The 6,282-nt window shown below is 74.5% G+C and carries 7 protein-coding genes; 3 read left to right on the forward strand and 4 right to left on the reverse strand.

All coding sequences use genetic code 11. The features are described from left to right. The 4 genes from ACW0Q9_RS28250 to ACW0Q9_RS28265 form a co-directional block, all read right to left on the reverse strand. Positions 1-468 (reverse strand): helix-turn-helix transcriptional regulator (locus ACW0Q9_RS28250; protein WP_456186425.1); only part of this gene is annotated, 468 nt, incomplete at its 3' end. Continuing rightward, positions 465-1,304 carry a DUF4097 family beta strand repeat-containing protein gene (locus ACW0Q9_RS28255; protein WP_456186426.1) on the reverse strand — a complete coding sequence of 280 codons (840 nt, stop codon included), beginning with the start codon at positions 1,302-1,304 and terminating at the stop codon, positions 465-467. The genes ACW0Q9_RS28250 and ACW0Q9_RS28255, both read right to left, overlap by 4 nt. 111 nt (positions 1,305-1,415) lie before the next feature. Next, complete coding sequence (locus tag ACW0Q9_RS28260) at positions 1,416-2,327, reverse strand: lysophospholipid acyltransferase family protein (RefSeq protein WP_456186428.1); 912 nt, start codon at positions 2,325-2,327, stop codon at positions 1,416-1,418. Beyond that, positions 2,324-3,100, reverse strand: coding sequence for a GNAT family N-acetyltransferase (locus ACW0Q9_RS28265; RefSeq protein WP_456186430.1), 777 nt, complete (start codon positions 3,098-3,100; stop codon positions 2,324-2,326). Before ACW0Q9_RS28265 ends, ACW0Q9_RS28260 begins: the two co-directional genes overlap by 4 nt. Positions 3,101-3,276: 176 nt before the next feature. Here ACW0Q9_RS28265 and ACW0Q9_RS28270 point away from each other — a divergent pair, with 176 nt between their 5' ends. The 3 genes from ACW0Q9_RS28270 to ACW0Q9_RS28280 all read left to right on the forward strand — a co-directional run bounded on the left by ACW0Q9_RS28270 (position 3,277) and on the right by ACW0Q9_RS28280 (position 5,859). Then, positions 3,277-3,933, forward strand: a complete 657-nt coding sequence (locus ACW0Q9_RS28270; protein ID WP_456186432.1) for a hypothetical protein — start codon at positions 3,277-3,279, stop codon at positions 3,931-3,933. A gap of 166 nt (positions 3,934-4,099) precedes the next feature. Then, positions 4,100-5,038 (forward strand): ABC transporter ATP-binding protein, encoded by a 939-nt coding sequence (locus ACW0Q9_RS28275; protein ID WP_456186434.1) that lies wholly within the window; start codon positions 4,100-4,102, stop codon positions 5,036-5,038. Continuing rightward, complete coding sequence (locus tag ACW0Q9_RS28280; protein WP_456186436.1) at positions 5,035-5,859, forward strand: ABC transporter permease; 825 nt, start codon at positions 5,035-5,037, stop codon at positions 5,857-5,859. Before ACW0Q9_RS28275 ends, ACW0Q9_RS28280 begins: the two co-directional genes overlap by 4 nt. Positions 5,860-6,282: the final 423 nt, after the last annotated feature.

A 6,282-nucleotide genomic window follows, 5' to 3' on the forward strand; every position in this document is an offset into this window, starting at 1 on the left:
CGGCGGCCAGCACGGGTTCGGCGCGGTGAAGGACAGCCACGGGGTGCTCGGCGGGGGCGCCCAGCGGGCCTGGCGGGTCTGCCGGGCCGCCTCGCGCAGTTCCCGCTTCAGGTCGCGCACCGAGCCGCGTACCTCGGTGCGGATCTCGCCGGCCAGCGCGGAGAGGTCCTCGACGGAGGCGGTGATGTCCGATTCCAGGGTGGCCAGCTCGTCGGCGCGCTGCCGCAGCTCGGCGCGGCCCGTGTCGGTGATCTCGTAGACCTTGCGGCCGCCGGCGGCGGTGTGGCTGACCAGCCCCTCCACCTCCAGCCGTTGCAGCCGGGGGTAGATGGTGCCGGCGCTGGGCGCGTAGAGGCCGAGGAAGCGGTCCTCCAGCAGGCGGATCAGCTCGTAACCGTGCTTCGGCCCGTCGTCGAGCAGCTTGAGCAGGTAGAGCCGGAGCCGCCCGTGACTGAACACGGCGGTCACGGCAGCTCCTCCCGGTCGTCGGCGTCCTCGACGGGACGGGCGAGCAGCGCGATGCTGCCGGAGGTCGCGGACGCCCAGAGCTTACCGGCGCCCCCGCCGAGCACCCCGTGGCTGTCCTTCACCGCGCCGAACCCGTGCTGGCCGCCGCAGACCTGCGGGAAGCCGCTGGTGATCCGGCCCGAGGTGGTGTGCAGGTGGACGGTGAGGTCGCTGTCCTCGCGGACCCGGACCGTGATGCTGCCGGAGATGGCGCTGAGCCGGATCTCGCTGCCCCGCGGGTTGTCCAGGTCGCAGGTGATCGACCCGGAGACGGCGTGTGCGCGCACCCGCTCGGGGGCGCTGTCGGCGAGGATCAGCTCGCCGGAGACGGTCTCCAGGTTGAGGTCGCCGCCGACGCCGAGCGCCTCCACCGGACCCGAGGTGACCTTCGCGGAGGTGTGACCGCGCAGCCCCATGAGGGTGACCTGGCCGGAGGTGACGTCGACGCGGGTGTCCCGGCGCAGGCCGGAGGCGACCAGCGAGCCGTCCACCAGTTGCAGGTCGGCCAGCACGTGGGCGGGCACGGCGATGGAGACCTCGGCCCGGAACCGGCGACCGAGCTGGCCGAGCCACCAGAGCACGCCCGGCCAGCGGGGCGGCCGCTCGTGGGCGACGACGAGCCGGCCGTCGCGCAGCTCGACGATGACCGGCCGGCTGCTGACCCGGGTGACGTCCACCCGGGCCGGCCCGTCGGAGGCGACCACGTTGAGCCGGCCGCTGATGAGTCGGACGTCCAGCCGGGTGACCGGCTCGTCCAGGGTGATCCGTTGCGGACTGTCGACCGTCCAGCTGGCCATGGCGTCCTCCCCTCGGCGACGCGCCGGTCGGCGGCGCGTCGAGTGACGGAAGGAAGCATAACGCGATACATCGCGACTGAACAAGACTGTCGCGACTGTGTCGCGAACGCGTCAGGCCACCAGGTCCAGCCCTGCCTCCGCCCCGACGGGCAGCGCCACCGGCCGGACGATCCGCACGCCGGTCGCCGCGGTTCGCCGCGCGGGCGCGCGCACCGGGGTCAGGTGGATCGCCGACTCGGCCGCCCGGGCCAGCATCCGGCGGTCGGCGCCGGCGGCCGGATGCAGCGCGGCGGCCACGGTCACCGCCACGGTCAGGTCCCGGGCCGCCAGCACCCGGCGGACCGACGCCCCGAGCGTCTCCTCGCCGAGGAAGGCGGGCAGGGTGCTCGGGTCGCCGGCGTACCGGTAACCGAGCCGGAGCGGCACGACCGGCGCGCCGGCGTCCACCGCGGCCTGGAACAGGGCCGGCCGGAAGCCCCGGCCGGGCCGGCAGCCGGCCGCCGCGCCGCACCAGGTCGTGCCCTCCGGGAACACCGCCACCGAGTGCCCGGCCCGCAGCGCGCCGGCCACCCGGCCGACGGTCGCCGGCAGGTCGCGCGGCCGGGACCGGTCCACGAAGACCGTGCCGGCCGCGGCGGCCAGCGGGCCCACCACCGGCCAGCCACGGACCTCCCGCTTGGCCACCATCCGGGCCGGGGAGACCGCGAGCACCGCGAGGACGTCCAGCCACGAGACGTGGTTGGCCACCAGCAGCGCCCGCGGGCGGGGCAGCCGGCCCCGGACCACCAGCCGCACGCCGAGTGCGCGCAGCGTCCCCCGGGCCCAGCCGCGCAGCGCGGCCCGCCGGTCGCGGGCCGGCAGCAGCGGCAGCACCGCGGCCAGGCCGGCCCCGGCCAGCAGCATCCCGAGTACGCCGAGCAGCCGCCCCACCCGGCGCGGCAGCGACACGTCCGGCCTGGCCGGCGCCGGCAGACAGGCCGGCCCGCAGCCCGAGGCGGGACGCCAGAGCCCGTCGCCGTTCACGACGCGGCCCCGCCCAGGAAGTGCCGCAGGTAGCGCGGGTTCATCCGGTCCAGCGAGAACAGCACGTAGAAGTCGGCGCAGCCGAAGTCCGGGTCGTACGCCGGCTCCCCGCAGACCCAGGCGCCGAGCCGCAGGTAGCCGCGGAGCAGCGGCGGGACCAGCGCGCGGCGCTCGGCGGGCGTCAACCCGGGTACGGCGGCCGCCGGCGCCTCGGCGAGCCAGGGCCGGCGGGGCGTCACCCGCAGCGGCGGCGGGGCGAGGTGGCGGGTGGTCACCTGGGACCAGACCTCGGCGACGGCGACCCCGCCGTCCGCCACCGGCACCGAGGCGCAGCCGCCGAGCCACCGGGAGCCGCGCAGGTGCAGGTACCGGGTGATCCCGGCCCACATCAGGTTGATCACGGCGCCGGAGCGGTGGTCCGGGTGCACGCAGGACCGGCCCGCCTCGACCAGGTCGTCGCGGAGCGGGGCCAGCGGGGTCAGGTCGAACTCGCCCTCGGCGTACCGGCGGTCGGTGCGTCCGGGCGGCAGCAGCCGGTAGGTGCCGACCACCTCGTCGGTGCCCTCGCGCAGCACGACCAGGTGGTCGCAGTTGGCGTCGAACTCGTCGGCGTCGAGCCCGGCCGCCCCGGGGTGCAGGGTGGCGCCGAGTTCGCTGGCGAACACCTCGTGGCGCAGGCGTTGCGCGGCCGCGACCAGGGTCGGGTCGTCGGCGATCAGGAGGGTGTATCCGCTGGTCGTGAGGGGTGCGCCAGCGGCGTGCAGAACGGCCATGGGTATCTGTGTAAGGGGCCCGGGTGCCGGCCCCGGGGATGAGGGGTGTCGATCCGGTGAACGCCGGCCGGCGCTCCGGCACACCCCCTCACCTGCGACGGGCCGGGGCCGCCGTGCGAGGCTGCCCGGGCGGACCCCGGCGCCGAGGCCGGCGGTCGGAACCCCGGAGGTGCCACATGATCATCGAGTCGCGTTTCCACGGGCCGGACGGCTCGGGCAACGGCGGCTGGAGCGCCGGGATCTTCGCCGCCGTGGTGGACGACCGGGGCCCGGTGGAGGTCACCCTGCGCCGGCCGCCCCCGCTGGAGACCCCGCTGACCGCGGTCGACGGCGAGGTGCGCGACCCGGACGGCCAGGTGATCGCCCAGGTACGCCGGGTCGAGCCGGTCACCGCCGTGGTCCCGCCGGTGGACCGGGCGACGGCCGAGGCCGCCGCGAAGGCGTACCCCGGTCTGGTGGACCACCCCTTCCCCGGCTGCTACGTCTGCGGGCCGGCGAACCCGGCGGGGCTGCGGATCTTCCCGGGCCGGCTGCCGGACGGGCGGACCGCCGCCCCGTTCCGCGCCCCGGCCGAGGTGGTGCCGGCGACCGTCTGGGCGGCGCTGGACTGCCCCGGCGGCTGGGCGGTGATCGCGCCCGGCCGCCCGTACGTCCTGGGCCGGATCGCCGCCCAGGTCACCGCGCTGCCGCGCCCCGGCGACGAGTGCGTGGTGACGGGGGCGACGGTCGGCGGCGCGGGGCGCAAGGCCGAGGTGCACTCCACCCTGTACGGCCCGGACGGGGCGCTGCTCGGGCAGGCGCGGGCCACCTGGATCGCGCTGCCGCCGGCCTGATCTCTCCTCCCTGGGGATGATCCGCTCCTGCCCCCGGGGGAGGAGGGTGTACGCATCCCGCCTGATTGACCCCCTTGCGCGGGGTTGGAAGGCTGTTGCTCGGCGCCCCCGCAACGGCGCCCCCACAGGCGCGCCCAGAAGCCCGCCGTGGCAGGAGAGGAGAACGATGTCCGACGGGCAGTGGAGCCCCAACGCCGGGACCGGCCAGATCGTGGTGTCCGGACTGACGAAGGTATACAAGAACGTCCGGGCGGTGGACAACCTGTCCTTCACCGTCCAGCCGGGCCGGGTCACCGGCTTCCTCGGCCCGAACGGCGCCGGTAAGACGACCACCCTGCGCATGCTGCTCAACCTGGTCACGCCGACCGCGGGCGAGGCCACCATCGGCGCCCGCCGGTACGCCGACCTGGCCGACCCGCTGCGCACCGTGGGCGCGGTGCTGGAGGCGTCCAGCGCGCACAAGGGCCGCACCGGGATCAACCACCTCCGGGTGATCTGCGCGGCGGCGGGCCTGCCCCGGCAGCGCGCCGACGAGGCGCTCGCCCTGGTCGGGCTGACCCCGGCCGCGAAGCGCAAGTTCAAGGGCTACTCGCTGGGCATGAAGCAGCGGCTCGGGATCGCCGCCGCCATGCTCGGCGACCCGCGGGTGCTGATCCTCGACGAGCCGGCGAACGGCCTGGACCCGGAGGGGATCCGCTGGATGCGCGGCTTCCTCAAGGGGCTGGCCGCCGAGGGGCGGACGGTGCTGGTCTCCAGCCACCTGCTCTCCGAGATGCAACTGCTCGCCGACGACGTGGTGATCATCGCGGCCGGCCGGCTGGTCCGGCAGGGACCGGTCGACCAGGTGATCGGCTCGATGACGCACGGGGCCCGGGTGCGGGTACGCACCCCGCAGGCCGACGAGCTGACCGCGGCGCTGCGCGAGCAGGCGGCCACGGTGGACGCCGACGGGCACGGCGCGCTGCTGGTGACCGGGGCGGACGCGCCGACGGTCGGCCGGGTGGCGCTGGCCGCCAAGGTGGAGCTGCACGAGCTGACCACCGAACGCCCCGACCTGGAAGGTGTCTTCCTGGAGCTGACGGCCGGAAAGGCGGAGATCCGATGAACCTGGTCCGATCCGAGCTGCTCAAGATCCGCACCACCAACACCTGGTGGATCTTCGCGCTGATCACCGTGCCGCTCTGGGCCCTCGCGCTGCTCTTCAACTGGTTGCAGACCGACGCCCTCACCAGCGGGAACATGGGCGAGGTGCCGGCCGACCAGGCCGACCAGGTGCAGGCCGTCTCCAGCGCCGACAGTCTGGCCGCCAACCTCTACACCAACGGCCAGTTCTTCGGGCTGCTCATCGTGATGCTGCTCGGCATCGTGGTGGTGACCAGCGAGTTCTTCCACCAGACGGTGACCACCACGTTCCTCACCGCGCCGCACCGCACCGCGGTGATGCTGGCCAAGCTGGCCGCCGCCGGCGTGCTGGCACTGCTCTTCTGGGTGGGCACCACCCTGCTCAACCTGGTCTTCGCGCCGCTGGTCCTGAACGCGACGGACGTCGGCGCCCAACTGGGCAGTGGCGCGGTCTGGCGGGCGGTGGCCCTCAACGGGCTGGCCTACCTGCTCTGGTCGGTGCTGGGCGTGGGGCTCGGCGTGCTGATCCGCAGCCAGATCGGCGCCACGGTGACCGGCATCCTGCTCTACCTGGGCGGCTCCATCGGCGCGGCCATCGCGATCGGCCTGCTGGCGGCCAGGTTCGGCGACTGGATCAACCAGATCCAGCTGCTCGTGCCGTCGCTGGCGTCGTCGCTGATGGTGAGCGGCGCCGAGATCCCGGGCAACCCGCCCCGCTGGGCGGGGGCAGCCGTGCTGATCGGGTACGCGGTGGTGGCCGGCGTGATCGGCGTGCTGACCATCCGGCGCCGCGACATCTCCTGAGTCGGCAACCCGACACGGCCCCGGCCGGTGACTCCCCGTCACCGACCGGGGCCGTCCGTCGCTTAGCAGGAGCGGACGGGACACGCAGCGTTTGCCGAACTTCTGGCATCTTCTGTGAAACGGACCACCAGCCGGAGGCGAGAATGCCTGCGTCGATCGCACGGCGTAGCCTGGGAGCCGTCTCTCGTGCGTCCCGAAACGGGCACGGGAGCGCCCGCGTGACATTCACAACCGCGTGAAAGAGGCGATTAGCGGCCGTGTCGACCCAGCAGACTTCGCAGGAGAACCCACTGGCGGGTTTCGGCCCGAACGAGTGGATCGTCGAGGAGATGTACCAGCGCTATCTCGCCGACCCCTCGGGGCGTCTCTTTATAACCACTTACGCTGCCCCCGAACAAAGCGGACGAGATCTTTGGGTGTCCG

It is taken from the genome of Micromonospora sp. I033, from assembly GCF_053890995.1.

Coding starts and splice junctions, on each gene's coding strand:
- ACW0Q9_RS28275 (WP_456186434.1), top strand. CDS start 4,100: ATGTCCGACGGGCAGTGGAGCCCCAACGCCGGGACCGGCCAGATCGTG.
- ACW0Q9_RS28270 (WP_456186432.1), top strand. CDS start 3,277: ATGATCATCGAGTCGCGTTTCCACGGGCCGGACGGCTCGGGCAACGGC.
- ACW0Q9_RS28265 (WP_456186430.1), bottom strand. CDS start 3,100: ATGGCCGTTCTGCACGCCGCTGGCGCACCCCTCACGACCAGCGGATAC.
- ACW0Q9_RS28280 (WP_456186436.1), top strand. CDS start 5,035: ATGAACCTGGTCCGATCCGAGCTGCTCAAGATCCGCACCACCAACACC.
- ACW0Q9_RS28255 (WP_456186426.1), bottom strand. CDS start 1,304: ATGGCCAGCTGGACGGTCGACAGTCCGCAACGGATCACCCTGGACGAG.